This window comes from Microbacterium sp. 71-36 (assembly GCF_001898305.1).
Taxonomy (GTDB): Bacteria; Actinomycetota; Actinomycetes; order Actinomycetales; family Microbacteriaceae; genus Microbacterium.
Map to the genome: position 1 here is coordinate 128,153 of NZ_MKTP01000006.1, position 16,871 is coordinate 145,023.

Genomic DNA, 16,871 nt, shown 5'->3' on the forward strand with positions numbered 1-16,871 from the left:
CGTGCTGTAGACCAACACTAGCCGAGGATGCCGCGAGAATCCCGGGACGGACTGGGATTCTGCTATGAGCGAGCGACCCCTGACAGCGCGCCGGATAGCCTGGGCCGGTGCCTGTCGAGCGCCCTCTGATCATCGGCCACCGCGGAGCTCCGGGGTATCTCCCCGAGCACTCCCGTTCGTCGTACCAGCGGGCCATCGCCGCCGGGGTGGATGCCGTCGAGCCGGACGTCGTGCCCACGAAGGACGGAGTTCTCGTCGTCCGTCATGAGAACGAGATCGCCGCGACCACCGATGTGTCGACCCGTTCGGAGTTCGCGTCCCGCCGACGCAGTGCGGTCGTCGACGGAGAGCGGCGGGAAGGGTGGTTCACCGAGGACTTCACCTGGGCGGAGCTCCAGACGCTCCGCTGTCGGGAGCGGATCCCGGACGTGCGCCCGGGGAGCGCGGCGCACGACGACCTCGATCCCGTGCTGAGTCTGCGCGACGTGCTCGATCTCGCACGGGCCGGGGGCGTCGGCGTGGTGCTCGAGGTCAAGCACGCGGCGTTCTTCGGGCGCGCGGGGTTCGACATGGCCGAACTCGTGGAGCGGGAGCTCCGCGAGGCGGCCTGGTGGGATGACCTGGCGCTCGTCATCGAGTCGTTCGAACCGCTCGTCCTGCGGCGGCTCCGCGAACGCGGCATCCGAGTGCCCCTCGTGCAGCTCGTGGAGGCGAGCGGTGCGCCCGCCGACCTCCGGCACCGGGACGGCGCACGGGCGGCGTCCTACGCGTCGATGCTCACCCCGGCGGGTCTGGATGCCCTCGCCGACGCGGTCGACGGCATCAGCCCCGACAAACGGCTGATCCTCGCGCCCGACCGATGGGGCCGGGTGCACGGCCCCGCCCGGTTCGTCGCCGACGCGCACGCGCGCGGGCTGCGGGTGTTCACGTGGACGTGTCGTCCCGAGAACCGATTCCTGTTGCCGGCTTTCCGCCGCGCCGGCGGGCCGGCGGCCTTCGGCGACTACGAGCGGGAGTGGGCGGTGCTGCGCGCCGCGGGGCTGGACGGCGTCTTCGTGGATCACCCCGACCTGGGTGTGCCGTTCTTCCGCGCCTAGACGCAAGCCCCGGCGCGCGGCTCGCTCCCACGGAGAGGATGGCGGGATGACGGTGGACGTGACGGTGGTCGGCGGGGGGATCTCGGGGTTCGCGTGCGCTCGGGCGGTGAGGGATGCCGGGGGATCGGTGCGCGTGATCGATCGCGGGCGTCGGCCCGGCGGGCGGCTGGCGAGTCGGACGGTCGAGGGACGCGCGGTGGATCTCGGCGCCTCTTACTTCGTCGTGGGCGAGGACGCCGGATTCACGGGCCTCGTCGCGGACTGGGAGTCCCGCGGCGTCGCCCGCCCGTGGACCGACACGTTCTCGTCGTTCGACGCCGACGGAGCGGAGACGCGCAAGACCGGGCCGCTGCGCTGGGCGGCGCCGGCCGGGTCGCGCGCGCTGGTCCTCGACCTCGCCGACGGTATCGACGTCGAGTCGGGGCGCGAGGTCACGCGCGCCGCTCCCTTCCGCGTGGACGATCAGGATGCCGGTGAGGTGGTGCTCGCGATGCCCGAACCGCAGGCGCGGCGCCTGGGGCATGGCATCCCGGTCGCCCCGCAGGAGTGGGAGCCGGTCATCGCGGTCGTGCTGCGGTGGGACGAACGGCGCTGGCCCGTCGACCTGCACGGGGCGTTCGTGAACGGAGATCCGGACATCGCGTTCCTCGCCGACGACGGCGACCGTCGCGGCGACGCGGCGCCGGTGCTCGTCGTGCATTCGACCGGCGACGCCGCACGGCGCCACCTCGATGCGCCGGACGACGCGATCCCCGCGGTCGTGGCGGCCACACGACGGCTTCTGGGAATCGGCGCCGAGCCCGACTCGGTTCGAGCGCACCGCTGGACCTTCGCGCGCCCCGCGCGGCCCACGGGCGAGCCGTTCCTCCGGACTCCCGGGCTGTCGTTGTGCGGGGACGCGTGGGGCGAGGCGGCCGCCGTCCGCACGGCGTGGGCGTCGGGCGAGGCGCTCGGCCGTGCGCTCGCCGGATCCTGAACCACGGCCCGGAAACCGGGGGGCATGTCGGCGTGCGCCCGTAGGGTGGGGGAATGGACGCAGGGGGCGCGGGCATCGAAGCAGTGCGGGTGAAACGGGCGTTCGGCGCCGTGACAGCGGTGGCGGAGGTGACCTTCACCGCCGAACCGGGCCGGGTGACGGGGCTCGTCGGCCCCAACGGTTCGGGCAAGACGACGCTGCTGCTCATGCTGGCGTCGCTCCTCCGACCCGACCAGGGAGACGTGCGCATCGCCGGGGTCGACCCCGTCGCCGACCCCGCCCGTGCGCGCCGATTGCTCGGGTGGATGCCGGATTCCCTGGGCGCGTGGCCGACGCTGACCGCGCGCGAGGTGCTGGTCGCCACGGCCCAGCTGTACGACCTCTCCCGTGCCGAGGCCCGGGAGCGCGCGGACCGGCTGCTCGAGCTCGTCGACCTCGTCCCGCTCGCGGGCTCGGCCGCCCGCGTGCTCTCGCGGGGGCAGAAGCAACGTCTGGCGCTCGCGCGCGCCCTCGTCCACGAGCCGCAGGTTCTGCTGCTGGACGAGCCGGCGTCGGGCCTCGACCCGCAGGCGCGCATCGATCTGCGCGTGCTGCTGCGGCGCCTCGCCGACGAGGGGCGCACGATCCTGATCTCCAGCCACGTCCTCTCGGAGTTGGAGGAGGTCGTCGACGACGCCGTCTTCCTGCTCGACGGACGTACCGTCGGTCGCGACCGTGTGGCCGCCGCGACGACCCGCGTCCGCGTCTGGCGGGTGCGACTGGCGGCGGATGCCTCTCGGGGAACGACCGCCGACCGCGACGCCGTGGCGGCGGCTCTCGGACGCGCGCCCGAGGACGTGGGCGTCGATCGCCGTGACCTGCTCGTCCCGTTCGCCGACGAGCCCGCCGCGGTCGCGGGACTCCGGGCGCTCGTGGGAGCCGGGATCCCGGTCGTCGAGTACGCCCCCGCGGTCGGCGACCTCGAACACGCATTCCTCGACCTCCGGAGAGGCGCAGCCGCCGAGGGGAGCCCCGAATGAACGCCCGTCGCCTCGGAACCGTCATCGGAATCGACCTGCGTCAGCGTGTGCGGTCGGTGGGCTGGTACGTGCTGCTCGGCATCTTCGCGGTCATCCTGCTGGCGCTGCTGACCCTGTCGTTCTCGTCGTTCTCGCTGAGCACCGGCGGCAACGGCTGGTTCTACTCGCTCGTCATCATGTTCGTCCTGCTGCTCGTCCTCCTAGTGTCGCCGACCCTGAGCGGCAGCGCCGTCAACGGCGACCGGGATGCCGCGACTCTCGCGCCCGTGCAGGTGACACTGGTCACGACGACGGAGATCGTGCTGGGCAAGTTCCTCGCGGCGTGGATCTCGGGGCTCGCCTTCCTCGTCGTCGCGCTGCCGTTCCTCGTCATCGCGACGTTCGTCGGCGAGCTCAACCCCGCGGTGATCGCCTCGTCTCTCGGCATCCTGGTTCTCGAGGTCGGAGTCGTGGCGGCGATCGGGGTCGGGGTCAGCGCGATCGTGGCGCGCCCGGTCTTCTCCGTGGCGACGACCTACCTGCTGGTGGCCGCGCTGACCCTGGGGACGCTGATCGCGTTCGGGCTCGGCGGGACGGCGCTGCGGACCGAGCAGACGATCACCACGCGCGACCTGAACTGGAGCGCCGTCCCCGCCGGATGCGACCCGTACATGGAGAACGACGCGACCGAGTGCCCGCGTCCGGACGAGATCGGGTGCACCACCTCGACGTACACGAGCGAGGTTCCTCGGTTCGACCGGGTGTGGGGGGTGCTGGCGGCGAACCCGTTCGTGATCCTCGCCGATGCGACCCCGCCGACGTACGACCAGTACGGCAACCCGTCCGACCTGTTCTCGCAGATCGCGACGGGCGTGCGCCTGGCGCAGCTCGCTCCCGACGTGGCGCAGTCGTACGACTACTGCGCCAACGTGACACTCCAGGGTCCGTCGACGGAGGACCGGATCGCGGGAACGGTGCCCAGCTGGTTCGTGGGCCTCTTCCTGCAGCTCGTGCTCGCCGGGGGTCTCCTCGCGTGGGGGATCGCCCGCACCCGGACCCCGGCGAAGCGGCTGCCCCCGGGGACGCGTATCGCCTGAGTCGCGTCGGCCCTGTTCCGGCGGTGCGTTCTCCCTCCGGTACTGGTGTCAGGCGTGGCCCTCGGCGGCCGGGAAGCCGGGGTCGTCGGCGTCGCCGGTGTGGTCGTCGAGGTCGACGCCCTCTTCGGCTTCGGCGGCATCCTCGCGAACGTCGTCGGTGACGGCATCCGTGGGGGCGGCGCTGTCGGCGCGGGCATCGTCGGCGTGGCGCGAGGGCAGATCAGGTGTGCTCATCCGGCCACGGTGCCCCGTGGGGGCGGAGGCGGCGAGTGGCTTGACAGGACGGATCTCGTCACTCGGTGGCATCCGGGATGGTCAGGTCGACGGTCGGCCAGGCCGGCAGGGGGTCGTCGAACGCGACCCACGCGTCGGGGCCGGCGGCGAGCTCGTCGTCGGTGAGCGCGGCGCGGTCGAGCACGTGCCTCAGTCGCGGTGCGGAGAGATCGAGTCCGGTGAAGGCGATCTCCTGCCCGAGCCCCATGCGACCGTCGTCGGTGCCGATCGGTTCGATCCACATCGCCGATCCCACGTGCTCCCAGCGCGCCAGGATGCCGGGCCGCGACGCCACGCGGCAGAACCCCGCCGAGCGGACCAGGCGTCCGGCGGCGCCGTCGTCGAGGCGGTCGAGGGCGTGCTGCAGTCGCGCGGGATGGAAGGGGCGCACCTGGTCGTAGCGCAGCGTGCTGACGCGGTTGTCGCGCATGTACGGGTCGTGCTCGTCGTTGAGCGCGCGGACCCAGCCGGCCCGCTCGAGGACCTCGGTCTCGTCCGCGCGCGGGGCCCCGGCGGACAGGTCGGCGTGGGGGTCGCGGGCGAGGCGAAGCGTCGCTCCGGGGTTGAGGTGCGACGCGAGCGCCATCTGCACCGCCAGGGCGGCGGTCGGCACCGCCTCCCAGTTGACCCAGACGATCCGTGTCGCGAGTTCGAGCGCGAGGGCCGCCTGGCGGGCGCGGGCGCCGACGTCGCCGCGTGAGTCCCCGGGAACGGTGGAGGCCACGAGGGGCGCCTCATCGAGGAGGTCTCCGATCATGTGCCGGGCGTCCACGACGCACACGGCTTCGACGTCGATCCCGCCGCGTGCGGCGATCGCGTGGAGCAGATCGACGTCGGTGCCGAGATCGACGACCACTCGCTCGTGGTCGCTGCGGGGCCGAGGGTGGGGGAGGGCGTGCGCGGCGCGGAGATCGCGGTACCGCAGCAGGTGCAGGGGGCGGACGAGGGCGGTGGCGGCGCGTTCGGCGTACGCCTGTCGTTCGGGGGCGCACACCCCCATCGTCACGATCGTCGTCTCCACGGCATCCGCCTCTCGTTTGTCGGGAATCGGAGGACAGCCTATCTTGTTATTGAGAACAGTTATCAACAGGAGGATGCCATGAAGGTCCGCAACTCGCTCAAGTCGCTGAAGAGTCAGCCCGGTGCACAGGTCGTCCGTCGCCGCGGGCGCGTGTTCGTCATCAACAAGCTGAACCCCCGCGGGAAGGGGCGCCAGGGATAACGCGAACGAGGCGCCAGGCCGGGCTCGTCACTTCGGAGCGGGAGGGCAAAGAGATCCGATACGCCCTCGCCGACCAGCACGTCGCGCACGTCGTGCTCGATGCGATCGCCCACGTCCAAGAACCGAACGAGCGGGGGAACGAGCAATGAGCGCCACCGAGACGCACGCGGAGCACTCCGTCGACGAGCACGCGCACGGCGACGACTGCGGCCACCAGAAGATCGAGCACGGCGACCACGTCGACTACGTGCACGGGACGCACCACCACGCGCTCCACGGCGATCACGAGTCGAAGGCCGAGCACGGCCCCGACGACCACGCCCACGGAGACGCCTGCGGCCACGAGGCCGTCGCGCACGACGACCACGTGGACTACGTCCACGACGGCCACCGCCATGCGGCGCACGCCGACCACTACGACGAGCACTGAGACGTGCCGGCGCCCCGTCGGGCGCCGACCGCGGCCCGCTCTTCCCCACCGGGGAGGGCGGGCCTTCTCTACGTCTCCGCGAGGCTCGCGACCAGGCGTATCAGCGTGGGCAACCCCCGTGAGGTGGCAGGGGCTCCGGTGAGTCTTTCCAGTACCGGCGTGGCGTTCGATTCGCGGTCGCGCGCGTTCAGCGACACGACCCATCCGACACCGGTGTCGAGCAGGACGCAGCGGCGTCGTCCGGCTTCGGCCTGAGCCGTCGCATCCAGGACGATCCGATTCCCCGCGTGGAGGGTCAGTTCGCGGCGGGCGGCGTCGGGAGCCGGTGCATGGTCGGCGACGATGTCGCCGACCTCCTCCAGCGTCAGGGTGAAGACCTCGCGTTCGACGCCCGCGTGAGCGGCCAGCGCGAGCGCGGCGTCCTGCGCCCGCTCCGCGTCGCCCTCGAACACCACGGTGCCGTTGCTCTGGAAGGGCACCGGGTCGTGGCATCCCGCCTCCACGAAGGCCGCGACGAGCTCCGCGGTGGTGACGTGCCCGCGTTGTCCCTGGTTGAGGTTCCGGACGAAAGCGACATGGCGCATGGGGGGAGGGTAGCGCGGGTGTCGTCGGTATCCCGTGCGCCCATCGGGGGAAACCTGTCGCCGCGGGGGGCTTCCGGCCGCGGCGGGCGAGGAAGTCGCCACCACGGCGTCAGACGCGGCCGAAACTCGCTGAAGGAAGTGGACGCGACGGCGGGAGTCGAACCCGCCACGCCTTCGGTTATGAGCCGAGGCCCGGGACCGCCCGGATCGCCGCGATGTGTCCCCAACGCTAACCCGGGGTCGCGACATCGCGAACGGGCGTTGCGCTGCGTGACGGGATGTGTCGTCACACTCCGCGCGACCGACGACCCTCGATGATCGCCCGGGTCGAGTGGTCCAGATGCGCGCGGACCTCGTGCTCCGGATCGGCCAGGGCTGCCTCGACATACGCGCGGTGCTCGGTCGTCAGCGCGCCGTCAGCGTACGCGGGGCGGACGTGGGCGAGCAGCAGGTGCATCTCCGAATCGAGGCGCCGGTACTCCTCGGCGATGCGCGGCGACCCCGCAGCGTCCACGAGTGCCCGATGCACACGGGCGTGCGCGTCGAGCGTCGCGGGCCAGTCGCCGGATGCCTCGGCGGCGGCCAGCGCGTCGAGGGCGGCGTCGACGTCGGGCGGACGGATGCCGCGCTCGCGGACGATCCGCAGCGCTTCGGTCTCGAGGGCGCACCGCAGCTGTTGGAGGGCGATGAGGGCGGCGTCGTCGAGGAGTGACACCCGGACGCCGCGGTACGGCTCGGCGGTGACGAGGCGCTCGGCGGTCAGCGTCGCGAGGGCCGTGCGGGCGGTATGCCGCGAGACGCCGTGGGCCGTGCTCAGTTCCTCCTCGCGGAGCGGGGTGCCGGGCGCGAGTCCGCCGGAAAGGATCGCGCCGCGCACGGCATCCGCGACGACGTCCGCCGTGCGCGGACCGGGGGCGTCGCCGCGCGCGGGCGGCAGCATCGGAGGGTCACGCCGAGGCCGTGGCATCCCGAACCTCCTCACGTCGACGGGACGGAGCGGACACGACGGCGAGGCCGATCGCGATGAGCGCGAGGCCGGCCGCGCTCGCGGCGGTGAGTCGTTCGTGCAGCACGAGGAGCCCGAGGATCGTGGCGCCGAGCGGCTCGGCGAGCGTCAGGGTCGACACCGTCACGGCGGTGAGGCGAGCCAGGCCCCACCCGAACAGCAGGTACGCCACGGCGGTGGTGACGATCCCGAGCCAGAGCGCGAGGGCGAGACCGTTCGGTGTGAACAGCCACGACCCGTCGGCGACGAGCAGCACCGGGACACTGGCCAGGGCGGCCGTGCCGAAGACCGTGCCCATGACGCGCGTGGAATCCCACCCCCTCTCGATCAGCGCCTTGCCGCACACCGTATAGAGGGCGTACGACATTCCCGCGCCCGCCGAGGCGAGGAGTCCGCCCGGGGCCAGGGCGACCGATCCGCCGGTCACTCCCGAGACCAGGACGACCCCCGCGAGCGCGACGGCGGTCGCGAGCATCCACCGGCCCGACGGTCGACGGCGCGAGCGGATGGCATCCACGATCCCCGTCGCGATGGGCGCCGAGCCGAGGGCGACCACCGTGCCGATCGCCACGCCGTTCTCGCGCGTGCCGAGGAAGAACAGCGGTTGATAGGCCAGTACCCCCACCGCGCCGACCGCGATGAGTGCCGCCGCGGGGCCGCGGGCGGTGGTGGTCGGCACGCGTGGGCGTGCCCGCAGCAGGGCGACGAGACCCAGGATGCCGCCGCCCACCACGATCCGCGCGGCGCCGACGGCCAGGGGCGAGGCGGCGACGCCGGCGAGGGCCTGCGCGGTGCCGGTCGTGGCGAAGCAGAGCGCGGCGGCGAGGACCGCGAGAGCCGGAAGCATGGAAGGATTGTTACACAATCCGCGCGGCCAGCGTCACCCCGTTCCGTGCCGTCCTGCGGAGTCCTGCCTAGACACGCCGGTGTGGATGCCGCGCCGTCGGCGAGTCGGCGACGGACTCCGCCGCACGGCCCGGGTGAGGGCGCACCGACCGGCCGGGCCGCCCCCGCCCGGCCCCGGTGCCGCCGGCGGCGGGAGTGCCTCTCGGCGGCGGGTAACGTGGATACATGGCGACGACGGCGGGGCGAGGCATCCTGGCCCTCGCGACCGCCGGGGCGCTCCTGATCATCGGTGTGGTGCTCGCGCTCCTGGTCGATCCGTTCACGCGGGTGCCGATCGAGGTCGACGGTGCGACCGAGTGGGTCGCACGCGTCCTCCTGGTCTTCGCCGTGGCGTGGGTCGTGATCGGCATGCTCGCCGCCCGCACGCGGCTGGTCGGTCGTCCGGGGGCCGCCGCCGCGCGCGCGACCTGGATCGCGTCGACCCGGCCGTGGCGTGCGCGCGAGTCGACGCTCGGCGTCCTGCCGCTGGACCGATGGTGCATGATCCTCGTCCCGGGGCTGCTGCTCGTGGCCACGCGCGTGGTCCAGGCGCGCGGAGACGGATTCGGCAGCGTCGTGCTCGCCGTCGCCGGTTGGCTCGTGTTCGCCCTCGCCGTCCGGCTGCTGCTCGGCACCCGCTCGCCGTGGCCGATCATCGCCGCGGTCGGCGGCGCGCTCGTCTTGCGCTGCATCGCGACGCTCGCGGCGATCTCGCTCTCCGGAGCGGAGGGCGTGTGGCACGTGCTGTGGAGCATCGGTGCCGTGCGGGTGCTGTATCTCGCGATCGTGCTCGGACTCGTCGGCTGGGTGTTCGTCGTCGCCGGGTGGTCGCTGGGGCCGCAGCTGGGTCCGCGCCGTGCCGCGGGCGTCGCCCTGGCGGGCGTGGGCGCCGTATTCGCGCTGCCGACGGCCACCGCCGCGGCGATCGGCACGACGGAGGCGCTGCGCGGATGGAACAGCCAGATCGGGGTGCTGCCGTGGCACCTGGCGCGGATGACGGGTCTCTACGACACGCAGTTCCCCGCGGAGACCCTCGTGGTCGCCGCCGTCATCGCCACGCTCATGACCGTGGCCGGTGTCGTCCTCGCACTGCCTCTCCGTGCCGGCGAGCGGCGTCGGCGAACCGCCGCGTCCTGAGGATCAGCCGACGAGCGTGCGGTCGAACGGACCCCCGCGTCGGATCTCGCGCACCTCTTTCCCGAGCGGCATCAGGGATACCGGCACGAGCTTGAAGTTCGCGATCCCCAGCGGGATGCCGATGATCGTGATGCACAGCGCGAGACCGGTGACGATGTGACCGAGCGCCAGCCACCAGCCCGCGAGGATCACCCACACGACGTTGCCGAGGAACGACCCGACGCCCGCGGTCGGCTTCGCGACGATCTCACGGCCGAAGGGCCACAGGGCGTACAGGCCGATGCGGAACGAAGCGATGCCCCAGGGGATCGTGAGGATCAGGATGCACAGCACGATCCCGGCCGCGAGGTAGCCGAGGAACAGCCAGAACCCCGAGAGGACGAGCCACAGGATGTTGAGGATCAGGCGCATGCGTCCATGATCCCCGAACGGCGCGGTGTCGGAGCCCCCGCCTAGACTTGACAGCGACATGACCGACGCCTCCACCCCCCTCATCGTCGGCGGCTCCGCGCCCACCGGCGCCCGCCCCGACGCCGACCTGCTCGAAGGGCTGAACGGGCCGCAACGCGAGGCCGTCACCTACCGCGGGCAGGCACTGCTCATCGTCGCGGGGGCGGGGTCGGGCAAGACGAGCGTCCTGACGCGCCGCATCGCCTCGCTTCTTCGGACGCGCGAGGCCTACCCCAGTCAGATCCTCGCGATCACCTTCACGAACAAGGCCGCGGGCGAGATGCGCGAGCGCGTCCACAGCCTGATCGGGCAACGCGCCGACGGCATGTGGATCTCGACGTTCCACTCCGCCTGCGTCCGCATTCTGCGGCGTGAAGCGCAGCAGTTCGGTTTCACGAAGGCGTTCACGATCTACGACTCGGGCGATTCCCGCGCGCTCATCAAGCGCCTCGTCAAAGAGCACGAGGGTGATGCGTTCGGTCTCACCCCCGCCGGGACCCAGAGCCGCATCTCCAAGCTCAAGAACGAGCTGGCGGATGCCGAGTCCTACGCGCGCCAAGCCAACACCAGCGACCCCGCGGAGCGCGTGTTCATCGAGATCTTCGCCTCCTACCAGCGGGAGCTGCAGCGCGCCAACGCGTTCGATTTCGACGACCTGATCGCGCAGACGGTCTACCTCTTCCGTGCGTTCCCGCAGGTCGCCGACGTCTACCGGAAGCGGTTCCGGCACATCCTGGTCGACGAGTACCAGGACACCAATCACGCCCAGTACGCCCTCATCCACGAGCTGACGCGGCCGCCCGGGAGTGACGCCGAGCCGATGTCGGCCGGCGGCGGCATGATGATCTTCGAGGCCGAGCCGTCCGCCGAGAGCGGCGCGTCGCTCACCGTCGTCGGTGACTCCGACCAGTCGATCTACGCGTTCCGCGGAGCCGACATCCGCAACATCAGCGAGTTCGAGCGCGACTACCCGGGTGCCAAGGTCGTTCTGCTCGAGCAGAACTACCGATCGACGCAGAACATCCTGTCGGCCGCGAACGCCGTGATCTCGAACAACTTCGACCGCAAAGACAAGAAGCTGTGGACCGACGTGGGCGCCGGCGACCCGATCATCGGGTTCACCGGCTACTCGCAGCACGACGAGGCCCAGTTCGTCGCCGACGAGATCGAAGCCCTGCACCGCAAGGGCACGGACTACTCGCAGATGGCGGTGTTCTACCGCACCAACTCCCAGTCCCGTGCGCTGGAAGAGATCTTCATCCGCTCCGCGGTGCCCTACAAGATCATGGGCGGAACGAAGTTCTACGAACGCGCCGAGATCAAGGACGCCCTGGCCTACCTCGTGGCGGTCGCCAACCCCGCCGACTCCATGGCCCTGCGGCGCATCCTCAACCGCCCCCGGCGGGGGATCGGGGACGTCACCGAGACGGCCATCGCGCGCTACGCGGCCGAGCACGACATCACGTTCCGCGACGCGCTCGCCAACTCTGCGCAGCTGGGCGTCGGTCCCAAGCTGCAGAAGGCGATCGACCAGCTCGATGCGGTGCTCAGCGAGGCCACGGCGGTGATGCTCCCGGCATCCGGTGAGCTCGCCCCCTCGACCTCCGTGACCGAGGGGCTCACCCTGCTGCTCAACAAGAGCGGATACTTCGACGCGCTGCGCGCCAGCCGCGACCCGCAGGACGAGGCGCGGCTCGAGAACCTCGACGAACTCGTCGCGGTGACACGCGAGTTCGCGCGCAACAACCCCGACGGCACGATCATCGACTTCCTCACCGAGGTCGCCCTCGTTGCGGATGCCGACGACCTCGACGACGCGTCGGGATCGGTGTCGCTGATGACGCTGCACACCGCGAAGGGCCTCGAGTACGACGCGGTGTTCCTCACCGGCGTCGAGGAAGACCTGCTGCCGCACCGCATCTCGGCCGGCGAACCGGGCGGCCCGCAGGAGGAGCGGCGCCTGTTCTACGTCGGCATCACGCGCGCACGCAAGCGCCTGCACGTCTCCCTCGCGATGACGCGGGCGCAGTTCGGCGAGGTCACCGTCGCCATGCCCAGCCGATTCCTGCAGGAGATCCCCGCCGACCTCATCGACTGGCGTCAGTCGCCCGGCGACGTCAACGGCCGCGGGGGCATGCAGTCCCGCGCTCTGAACGCCCGCGGCCGACGCCCCGGCCAGGCCGGCGGGGGCAACCGCTACGGCGACGACCTCGTGCCCCTGCCGAAGCGCGCGCCGGCCGACCCGAGCAAATTCCCCAACCGCATTCCCGCGAAGGTCCGCGACAACGGCGACATGGAGTTGGCGGCCGGAGACCGCATCCGTCACGACGACTTCGGCGAGGGCCGAGTGGATGCCATCACCGGCGAGGGGGCGAAGAGGGTGGCGCACGTGCGCTTCGACACCGTCGGTGCGAAGAAGCTCCTCGTCAAGATCGCGCCGATCTCGAAGCTCTGAGGCATCGGACGACACGCCGGGCGAGGCCCGCCCCCGGATAGGCTCGAGCAATGGCTCTTTTCTCGCGCCGCAAGAAGTCCGATTCCGATGATGTGTCGGCCGACCGCCCCGACGGCGTGATCGAACCGGGCGAGCAGCCCGTCGACCCCGCGGATGCCCCTTCGGCGGAGGCTCCCGCGACTCCGGTGCCGCAGGTGAGCATCTCGACGTCGTCGTTCCGCGGCGTCGGCGCCCCGACCGACGCGGCGCCCGTCACCGACTCGACGCCGCCGGTCGCCGCGCGGCCCTCGGCGCGTCAGCCGGGCCCGATGGAGGCGCCCGAGGGGCTCGAGTCGATCCCCGGCTTGCGAGACAACGCGCTGCTGTCGATCGCCCTCGCCGAGATCTCCGGACAGCCCGAACCCGCACAGCTCCTCAACATCGCGCGGCAGCTCCTGCAGGGCCACGTGTTCCTGCGCGTCAAGGGCGATGCCCGTGCGCTCCTGGCCGAGGGCAAGGACCTCCCGCTCGCCGTCGCGACGCGCGGCGACGAACAGCTCGTGCTGGCCTACAGCAGCGGTCGTGCCCTGACCCAGAGCGTCGAGGCCGACGGCGACCGCGACACCTCGGCGATGGGTCAGCCCGTCATGGCGCTGATGCGCCACGTGCTGGGTGGACCGTACGCCGGCGTCGTCCTCGACCATTCGTCGGGCGACGCGCGCGCCGTCCTTCCCACGGCGCTCCTCGAGCGCATGGTGTCCGAGGCCGACCCCGAGCTGCGGATCAAGACCGCGCTCAGCGAGAAGCGCACCGAGTCGACGGCATCCACGATCGTCGATGCCGTCCTCGCGGGGGCGCCCCTGTGGATCGCGGTCGCTCAGCCCGAGGAGGGCGGACCCGTCGGTGTGGCCGAATCGCGCACAGCGACCGGCGAGCGGTTCCTCGAGGTCTTCTCGCACCCCCTCGAGCTCCTGGCGCTCGGCCGCGGGGATCAGGCCGTTCCGCTGCAGAAGGAGCAGTTGGCGAAGGCGCTCGCCGGTGATGACGGGCTCACCGGACTGCTGGTCGATCCCGCCGGGCCCTGGATCCGGCTGAACCGCCAGGACCTGGCCGGGGTGCTCGCCCTCACGGAGTAGGTCTCAGGCCGAGTGCCGGGCTCCGGAGTCGTGAGCCCGGCGGTGCCACGCCGGCCGGTTGTGTGTGCTGGGCGCCGGCGTTCTCCGGAGCCCGGCACACGACGGCGGGGCGGAAGCCGATTCAGACCCCGTACAGTTCGCCGACGGGGACCGTCACCGGCAGCACGTTGCCGACCGGTGCCAGCGGGCACGCCCACGCCGGGTCGTACGCGCAGGACGGGTTGTAGGCGAAGTTGAAGTCGATCACGAGGGTGTCCGGCGCGGAGCCCGCGCCGAGATCGGCGCCCTTGATCGTGTCGAGCAGGTAGCGGCCCCCGCCGTACGTTCCGCCGGGGCGGCCTGCCGACGCGTCGCGCACGGGGACGAACAACCCACCGCCGTACGAGGTCAGACGCCAGACGTCGAGCGACCCCGTGTCGGGCAACTCGACGCGGCCGATCCGCTCGAAGCCGACGTCGCCGTCGGTACCGGTCGTCGCGACGAACGACGCCTCGTCGGCGTCGAGCAGCGTCACCTCGAAACGCCATGCTGCGTCGTACGGTGCGATCGGAAGTCCCTCGAACCCCCGGCGCTGCTCGGGCAGCAGGGGAGTGGCGGGGTGCTCGGCGAACAGCGCGTCTCGCTCGATGCGCCACAGCTCGTGGGCGTCTTCGGGGTCGTCCGCTTCGCGGATGGCCGCGTAGAGAGCGAAGACGCGGCGACGCCAGTCGGCGACGTCGAGGGCGGTGCGTGCGGCGCGTGAGGTCATGGGGTCGAGCGTAGGCGTGCGCGGGATGCCGCGGGCCGGGCTGGACAGGGCGTCGCCTCGCCCTCTGCCGGCCCCGAACCCTGTGCGTGAGTTGTCGCGGTGTGTCGCATCGCCCCGGCGGGCGCGACACATTCAGGCACCTCCCGCAGCGCAAGGGGAACTCACGGGCGCGATACGGGGCAGACACGGCACGCCTCGACGGTTAGCGTCGAGCACATGGCATCCCCTCGCGTCACGCTCACCGTGCCCGGTCCCGACGGCGATCGGGAGATCGGCGTCTCCAACCCCGACCGCGTCGTATGGCCGGAACTCGGGATCACCAAGCGAGAGTTGGCCGAGTACTTCGTCGCCGTCGCCGAGCCCTTCCTCGCCGCGAACGGCGACCGCCCCGTGTCGCTGGAGCGGTTCCCCGACGGCGTCGGCGGCGAGAGCTTCTTCTCGAAGAACCCGCCGAAGGGTGCGCCGTCGTTCGTCGAGGCCGTGACCGTGACGTACAACAGCGGACGGCGGCATCCGCAGCTCGTCCTCACCGAGATCGCGACGGCGGTGTGGGCCGCGCAGATGAACACGATCGTGTTCCATCCGTGGGCGTCGCTCGCGAGTGATCCCGACCACCCCGTCGAGCTCCGCATCGATCTCGACCCCCAGCCCGGAACGGGGTTCGCCGAGGCGGTCGTCGCCGCGCACGAGCTGCGGACGGTGCTGCGGGAGGCGGGTCTCGAAGCGTGGGCGAAGACGAGCGGCAATCGGGGCTTGCATGTGTTCTGCCCGATCGAGCCGACTCACGAGTTCCTCGACGTCCGGCACGCGGTCATCGCCGCGGCGCGGGAGCTGGAGAGACGGATGCCGGATGCCGTGACCACCCACTGGTGGAAGGAAGAGCGCGGCGCGCGGATCTTCGTCGACTTCAACCAGGCCAACCGCGACCGGACGATGGCCGGCGCCTATTCACCGCGGGCGCTCCCGGCCGCGACGGTCTCGACGCCGGTGACCTGGGACGAGGTGGATGCCGTGGACCCCACGGCCTTCACGGTCCGTTCGGTGCCGGAGCGGCTGGCATCCGTCGGCGATCCGTGGAAGGACTTCGGTGCCGCCCCCGGCCGCGTCGACACGCTGCTCGAGTGGTGGCAGCGCGACCTCGACGCCGGGCTCGGCGAGCTGCCGTTCCCCCCGGAGTTCCCCAAGATGCCGGGGGAGCCGCCGCGCGTGCAGCCGTCGCGCGCCAAGACGCCGATGGACTAGGCGGGGCCGCGGTGCGCCGAGAACAGGGGATCGTGCGAGAACAGGACGATCTCGGCCCGAATCGTCCTGTCCTCGGCGAACATCCTGTTCTGGGACAGCGAGCCCCGAAACTCAGTCCAGCACGTCGCCGAGGTCGTACGCGCCCACGGTCTCGAGCTGCTCGAACGTGCACGACGTCGCGTCACGGTCGGGCCGCCACCGCTCGAACTGGACGGTGTGGCGGAACCGCATGCCCTCGAGCTGGTCGTAGCGCACCTCGAGCACGCGTTCGGGCCGCAGCCGCACGAACGACACGTCCTTGGATGCCGAGAACCGCGAGCGATCGGTCTCGCCGACGACCGCTTCCCCGTCGGCATCCCGCTCGACGAGCGGCGCGAGTTCGTCGATGAGTTCGAGACGCCGCTTGTCGGTCCAGGCCGATACCCCGCCGACGCCGTGCAACCGCCCGGCCCCGTCGTGCAGTCCGACGAGGAGCGACCCCACGCCCTGCCCCGACTTGTGGATGCGATAGCCCAGCGCGACAACGTCTGCGGTGCGGGCGTGCTTGATCTTGAACATCGTGCGCTTGTTCGGCGCGTACGGCTGAGCCAGCGGCTTCGCGACGACGCCGTCGAGACCGGCGCCCTCGAACTCGGCAAGCCACCGGCGTGCGAGCTCGGGATCGTCGGTGGTGCGCGTGACGTGCACGGGGTGCGGCACCGCGCCGAGGAGGTCGACCAGCTGTGCGCGGCGCTCGGCGAACGGTGCGTCCTGCAGGTCGCGGTCGCCGCGTGCCAGCAGGTCGAACGCGATGAACATCGCCGGAGTCTCCTCCGACAGCAGCTTCACGCGCGAAGCGGCGGGATGGATGCGCTGCGACAGCGCCTCCCAGTCGAGCCGCTGCGCCCCGGGCTCGCCCCGGGCGACGACGACCTCGCCGTCGAGGAGGCACGGCTCGGGCAGCAGGCGCGAGAACGCGTCGACGAGCTCGGGGAAGTAGCGGGTCAACGGTTTCGCGCCGCGGCTGCCGATCTCGAGGTCGGTGCCGTCCCACGACACGAGCGCGCGGAATCCGTCCCACTTCGGTTCGTACGACAGCCCGCCCGCGACCTTGTCCGGCTCGGGCACGGTGGGAACGGCCTTCGCCAGCATCGGGGCGGGGATGTCGTACGGCACG

The 16,871-nt window shown here is 71.8% G+C and carries 18 protein-coding genes and 1 tRNA gene; 10 read left to right on the forward strand and 9 right to left on the reverse strand.

Features of this window, described 5'->3' with window-relative positions; genetic code table 11:
• The first annotated feature begins 107 nt into the window (after positions 1-107).
• Genes BGO45_RS14710 through BGO45_RS14725 form a run of 4 tightly spaced genes read left to right on the forward strand, consistent with a single transcriptional unit; the run spans position 108 to position 4,168 of the window.
• The gene (locus BGO45_RS14710) at positions 108-1,097 is read left to right on the forward strand and encodes a glycerophosphodiester phosphodiesterase family protein (RefSeq protein ID WP_292695531.1); all 990 of its coding nucleotides are present in this window, start codon (positions 108-110) and stop codon (positions 1,095-1,097) included.
• A gap of 46 nt (positions 1,098-1,143) precedes the next feature.
• Positions 1,144-2,073 carry an NAD(P)-binding protein gene (locus BGO45_RS14715; protein ID WP_292695533.1) on the forward strand — a complete coding sequence of 310 codons (930 nt, stop codon included), beginning with the start codon at positions 1,144-1,146 and terminating at the stop codon, positions 2,071-2,073.
• Between the two features lie 53 nt (positions 2,074-2,126).
• Positions 2,127-3,092 (forward strand): ABC transporter ATP-binding protein, encoded by a 966-nt coding sequence (locus BGO45_RS14720; RefSeq protein WP_292695534.1) that lies wholly within the window; start codon positions 2,127-2,129, stop codon positions 3,090-3,092.
• Positions 3,089-4,168, forward strand: coding sequence for an ABC transporter permease (locus BGO45_RS14725; protein WP_292695535.1), 1,080 nt, complete (start codon positions 3,089-3,091; stop codon positions 4,166-4,168). The genes BGO45_RS14720 and BGO45_RS14725 overlap by 4 nt, the downstream gene beginning before the upstream one ends.
• Positions 4,169-4,216: 48 nt before the next feature.
• Here BGO45_RS14725 and BGO45_RS14730 read toward each other — a convergent pair whose 3' ends face one another.
• Together BGO45_RS14730 and BGO45_RS14735 are read right to left on the reverse strand one after the other, a co-directional pair.
• The gene (locus tag BGO45_RS14730; RefSeq protein ID WP_292695537.1) at positions 4,217-4,402 is read right to left on the reverse strand and encodes a hypothetical protein; all 186 of its coding nucleotides are present in this window, start codon (positions 4,400-4,402) and stop codon (positions 4,217-4,219) included.
• A gap of 58 nt (positions 4,403-4,460) precedes the next feature.
• On the reverse strand, positions 4,461-5,462 hold the full coding sequence (locus tag BGO45_RS14735; protein ID WP_292695539.1) for a GTP-binding protein: 1,002 nt from the start codon (positions 5,460-5,462) through the stop codon (positions 4,461-4,463).
• A 78-nt stretch (positions 5,463-5,540) separates the two neighbouring features.
• On the opposite strand from BGO45_RS14735, the gene ykgO reads away from it, so the two are divergent.
• Together ykgO and BGO45_RS14745 are read left to right on the forward strand one after the other, a co-directional pair.
• A complete protein-coding gene (ykgO, locus tag BGO45_RS14740) occupies positions 5,541-5,663 on the forward strand; it encodes a type B 50S ribosomal protein L36 (RefSeq protein WP_292695541.1) in 123 nt (40 codons plus the stop codon).
• Between the two features lie 145 nt (positions 5,664-5,808).
• Positions 5,809-6,093: a hypothetical protein gene (locus BGO45_RS14745; protein WP_292695543.1), complete on the forward strand. Its 285-nt coding sequence runs from the start codon at positions 5,809-5,811 to the stop codon at positions 6,091-6,093.
• A 68-nt stretch (positions 6,094-6,161) separates the two neighbouring features.
• On the opposite strand, the gene BGO45_RS14750 is transcribed toward BGO45_RS14745, so the two are convergent.
• The 4 genes from BGO45_RS14750 to BGO45_RS14765 form a co-directional block, all read right to left on the reverse strand.
• Positions 6,162-6,677: a DUF1697 domain-containing protein gene (locus tag BGO45_RS14750; RefSeq protein WP_292695544.1), complete on the reverse strand. Its 516-nt coding sequence runs from the start codon at positions 6,675-6,677 to the stop codon at positions 6,162-6,164.
• A 139-nt stretch (positions 6,678-6,816) separates the two neighbouring features.
• Positions 6,817-6,892 (reverse strand) — tRNA-Met (locus BGO45_RS14755).
• Between the two features lie 71 nt (positions 6,893-6,963).
• Positions 6,964-7,644: a GntR family transcriptional regulator gene (locus BGO45_RS14760; protein ID WP_292695546.1), complete on the reverse strand. Its 681-nt coding sequence runs from the start codon at positions 7,642-7,644 to the stop codon at positions 6,964-6,966.
• Positions 7,625-8,530 (reverse strand): EamA family transporter, encoded by a 906-nt coding sequence (locus BGO45_RS14765; protein WP_292695549.1) that lies wholly within the window; start codon positions 8,528-8,530, stop codon positions 7,625-7,627. The genes BGO45_RS14760 and BGO45_RS14765 overlap by 20 nt, the downstream gene beginning before the upstream one ends.
• A gap of 224 nt (positions 8,531-8,754) precedes the next feature.
• On the opposite strand from BGO45_RS14765, the gene BGO45_RS14770 reads away from it, so the two are divergent.
• Positions 8,755-9,705 (forward strand): hypothetical protein, encoded by a 951-nt coding sequence (locus BGO45_RS14770; protein ID WP_292695551.1) that lies wholly within the window; start codon positions 8,755-8,757, stop codon positions 9,703-9,705.
• Positions 9,706-9,708: 3 nt separating this feature from the next.
• Here BGO45_RS14770 and BGO45_RS14775 read toward each other — a convergent pair whose 3' ends face one another.
• Complete coding sequence (locus BGO45_RS14775) at positions 9,709-10,116, reverse strand: YccF domain-containing protein (RefSeq protein ID WP_292695554.1); 408 nt, start codon at positions 10,114-10,116, stop codon at positions 9,709-9,711.
• 58 nt (positions 10,117-10,174) lie between these two features.
• Between BGO45_RS14775 and BGO45_RS14780 the strand changes: the two genes are divergently transcribed.
• Together BGO45_RS14780 and BGO45_RS14785 are read left to right on the forward strand one after the other, a co-directional pair.
• On the forward strand, positions 10,175-12,610 hold the full coding sequence (locus BGO45_RS14780) for an ATP-dependent helicase (RefSeq protein ID WP_292695557.1): 2,436 nt from the start codon (positions 10,175-10,177) through the stop codon (positions 12,608-12,610).
• Positions 12,611-12,660: 50 nt separating this feature from the next.
• The gene (locus BGO45_RS14785) at positions 12,661-13,725 is read left to right on the forward strand and encodes an SseB family protein (RefSeq protein ID WP_292695559.1); all 1,065 of its coding nucleotides are present in this window, start codon (positions 12,661-12,663) and stop codon (positions 13,723-13,725) included.
• Positions 13,726-13,846: 121 nt separating this feature from the next.
• Here BGO45_RS14785 and BGO45_RS14790 read toward each other — a convergent pair whose 3' ends face one another.
• On the reverse strand, positions 13,847-14,473 hold the full coding sequence (locus BGO45_RS14790; protein ID WP_292695561.1) for a DUF1684 domain-containing protein: 627 nt from the start codon (positions 14,471-14,473) through the stop codon (positions 13,847-13,849).
• Positions 14,474-14,689: 216 nt separating this feature from the next.
• Here BGO45_RS14790 and ligD point away from each other — a divergent pair, with 216 nt between their 5' ends.
• The gene (gene ligD, locus BGO45_RS14795; protein WP_292695564.1) at positions 14,690-15,715 is read left to right on the forward strand and encodes a non-homologous end-joining DNA ligase; all 1,026 of its coding nucleotides are present in this window, start codon (positions 14,690-14,692) and stop codon (positions 15,713-15,715) included.
• 111 nt (positions 15,716-15,826) lie between these two features.
• On the opposite strand, the gene BGO45_RS14800 is transcribed toward ligD, so the two are convergent.
• Positions 15,827-16,870: an ATP-dependent DNA ligase gene (locus BGO45_RS14800; protein WP_292695567.1), complete on the reverse strand. Its 1,044-nt coding sequence runs from the start codon at positions 16,868-16,870 to the stop codon at positions 15,827-15,829.
• Position 16,871: the final 1 nt, after the last annotated feature.